The 3,221-nt window shown below is 64.5% G+C and carries 3 protein-coding genes; all 3 read left to right on the top strand.

Going from position 1 to position 3,221, the window contains the following annotated elements; translation table 11 throughout:
* A partial coding sequence (locus D5S19_RS02455) for an IS30 family transposase (RefSeq protein ID WP_120021689.1) occupies positions 1–640 on the top strand: 640 nt, incomplete at its 5' end.
* 326 nt (positions 641–966) lie between these two features.
* Complete coding sequence (locus D5S19_RS02450) at positions 967–1,671, top strand: alpha/beta fold hydrolase (protein WP_158605477.1); 705 nt, start codon at positions 967–969, stop codon at positions 1,669–1,671.
* Between the two features lie 819 nt (positions 1,672–2,490).
* Entirely contained in the window at positions 2,491–3,114 is a 624-nt protein-coding gene (locus D5S19_RS02445; protein WP_199730292.1) for a reverse transcriptase domain-containing protein, read from the top strand.
* Positions 3,115–3,221: the final 107 nt, after the last annotated feature.

Genomic DNA, 3,221 nt, shown 5'->3' with positions numbered 1-3,221 from the left:
TCTCTATTTGCAAGCACGTGGCGAGCTCCGCACCCAGCTGACGATTGCCTTGCGTCAGGGCCGGACCCGTCGGGTCAACCGGTCCCGCGCGACCTCAACCAGGGGGAAGATCCTCGACATGGTGAACGTCAGCGAGCGCCCCAAGGAGGCCGACGACCGTGCGGTGCCCGGATTTTGGGAGGGTGACCTCATTATCGGCAAGGGGAATAAATCCCAGATCGCCACACTGGTCGAGCGCACCACAAGGTTCGTCATGCTCGTACGAATCCCGTATGACCGCAATGCTGAACGGGTCGCGGCGCTACTGGCCAGGAAAATGCAGACCCTTCCAGAATTCATGCGGAACAGTGTGACCTGGGATCAAGGGAAAGAAATGGCTCGGCACGCGGACTTCACGATCCGGACTGGGATGCCGGTCTATTTCTGCGACCCCCACTCGCCGTGGCAGCGCGGTAGCAACGAGAATACCAACGGGCTACTCCGCCAGTATCTTCCGAAGGGCACAGACTTGTCCTTGCACACTCAGGCGGAACTTGATAAAGTAGCGACACAGTTGAACGGTAGACCGCGTGAGACCCTGAACTGGCGTAAGCCAATTGAAGTTTTCAGCGATCTGCTGGCGAGCCATGTGTCGCCTTGATCATTTGATTCCGCCCTCATTTTGATGGCATTTCTCGGCGGCGAGTTCCTGCGCGTTTCGGCGCTGTCGCTATGACCGTTTCGAAGGACTTGACGTTCCGACCTACGAACCAGGCATCTGGGCTGCGGCGGCACGCCTGCTGTGCGGATAACCGGGCGGCCATCATGCGCGGTGGACTCGAGAAACGGGAAACGAGCGCTGAAAACCTTTCATATGCCGTCTCCTGTTTTGGGCAGGTGTGCCCGTTCGGGCAAGAAGTGAAGTCGCAGGTCCTCGGCGAACTCCATGTCGCCCGGTGCGGTGGTCGCCGAGGTAGGTTGATCTTCATGGAAGATGGGAAGTCCAAGACGTTTGTCCTTGTGCACGGTGCCTGGCACGGCCCATGGTGCTGGGAGAGGGTGGGCGGGTACCTGAGGGCGCGTGGTCACGATGTCGTGTGCCCGCAGCTGCCGTCCGACACCGCCGACGCCGGCCAGGACGAGTACCTCGCGGCGATCGAAGACGCACTCCGGACCCGTTCCGACGTCGTTCTCGTCGCGCACTCGATGAGCGGGCTGCTGGCACCGCTGGCGGTTGGCAACCGCGCGGTGAGCTCTCTAGTCCTGCTCGCCGCCCTGGTGCGCCGGCCCGGGACTACTTGGGCGGACAACGGGCTCGAGCCGTTCGCCGAGCCGATGCGGAAGGTGCTCATCCGAGCCACCTTCGACGAGTCCGCTCGCAGAGTCCTGGACCCGGCCGATGCGACCGAGCTGTTCTACCACGACTGCCTCCCGGCTGACGCCGCCGACGCGGTCGGTCGGCTGCGCCCCGACGCGACCGTGATGTATCAGCAGACCTGCCCGGATCTGCCGGAGCGCAAGGTGCCGACCACTTACGTGTCGTGCCGCGACGATCGTGTGGTGGACAGCGCCTGGAACGCCGCCGTGGCCCAGGAGTTGCTCGGTGCAACGGTCCGTGAGATCGACGGCGGGCACTCGCCGTTCTGGTCGGCACCGGAACGACTCGCCGAGCTGCTGGCCGAGCTGGCCTGACTCGCCACGGCGCAGGATCAGGTCCTGTCCGGTAAGTCGGTGCGCAGCCACAGCACTGTGGCTGCGAAACCAGCAAGAGTGGCTAGTACGGCAGCCGGTGCGCCCAGTGATCAGGAGGTGACTGTCCAGCGGTCATGACGTGATCTGAAGCTCGTCGTCGCCTGCCGGTGTGAGTCCGGTCCGGGTAGCTGTCAGGAGGCCCGGTAGCAGGCTGGCGGTCCGGTCTGGAAACGGATCGGGTCGAAGCCCAGCGTCAAAAGCCCCGCAGGGGGAAGCGACTGAGCGGTCCGTAGCAGATAGCGAAGCCTGCCGCGTCGTTAGACATTGAGGGAGAGCCGAGCCGGGCGGTTCACGGTGAAGGCCATGGAAGCGGTGAAGACCCTGAAAGTGCAGCCGCGAAGGACTCCCCGGCGTAAGAGGGTGCGGAACGTTCAGAAGGTGATGGCGGGAACTGGGGAGACCCTCCCCGGCCGAAGCGCGCTGCGAGTGGCGTGGACAAGCCTGTCCTATAACCGGTGTGGAGCCGGGAAGTGGATCGGGTGCCGGGAGGGAGTCGGAGGCGGTCGTAGTACCGATCGAGCCGTGCGGACAACATAACCGCCGGTGAGGGAAGGGCCGCTGCTTCGTTCGTGCGCAGTGTCTGGAAGGAGGGGTCCGGTGAGTGCCGGTCAGGCTAGTTCCGCCGCTGTGGGGTCCATCAGAGACCCGGTCCGTGCCTTGCAGCATGCGCTTTACCGGTCGGCCAAGGCTGATCCGGGACGACGGTTCCACGCACTGCGGGACAAGGTCTATCGCAGAGACGTCCTGTGGCGGGCGTGGGTGGCGGTGCGCCGCAATGACGGTGCGCCGGGCATCGATGGAACCACTCTGGCCGAGGTCGAGGAGTACGGCGTTGACCGGCTCTTGGACGAGGTGGCCGAGGACTTGAGGAACGGACGGTGGCGGCCGTTGCCGGCCCGGCGGGTGCTGATTCCCAAGCCCGGGTCCGGTGAGCGTCGTCCGCTGTCGATTCCTTCGGTCCGGGACCGTGTCGTGCAGGCCGCGTTGAAGATCGTGCTCGAGCCGATCTTCGAGGCCGATTTTCTGCCGTGCAGCTTCGGGTTCCGCCCGAAACGGTCGGCGCACGATGCCCTGCAAGTGCTCGTTGACGAGTCGTGGCAGGGCAAGCGGTGGGTGGTCGAGACGGACATCGCCGAGTGTTTCTCGGCGATTCCGCATGAGAAGTTGATGCAAGTGATCGAGGAACGCATCAGCGACCAGGGTGTTCTGAAGCTGCTGCGCGTGATGCTGCGCGCAGGGGTGATGGAGGACGGGGTGGTGCGCCGTGAGGCGTCCGGAACCCCGCAGGGTGGCCCGGCATCGCCGTTGCTGTGCAACGCATATCTGCACCGGCTGGACCGGGCATGGGATGCGGGCGAGCACGGTGTCAAGCCCCGGGTTTGATGGAGACTGGATTAGTTGGTTTCCAGGGTTGCGGTGACCGGGTGGGTCATCGCGTGTAGTGCTTCGTACTCGGCGGGTGGGACGTGTCCGAGCTCGCCGTGCAGGCG

This window comes from Amycolatopsis panacis, assembly GCF_003600245.1.
In the GTDB taxonomy this organism is placed as follows: domain Bacteria; phylum Actinomycetota; class Actinomycetes; order Mycobacteriales; family Pseudonocardiaceae; genus Amycolatopsis; species Amycolatopsis sulphurea.
The sequence above is the reverse complement of the archived record's forward strand: the minus strand, read 5'-3'. Positions and strand labels throughout refer to the sequence as shown.

Bases quoted from the DNA above. Each gene is read 5' to 3' on its own strand.
- D5S19_RS02450 (WP_158605477.1), top strand. From the start codon at position 967: ATGGAAGATGGGAAGTCCAAGACGTTTGTCCTTGTGCACGGTGCCTGG.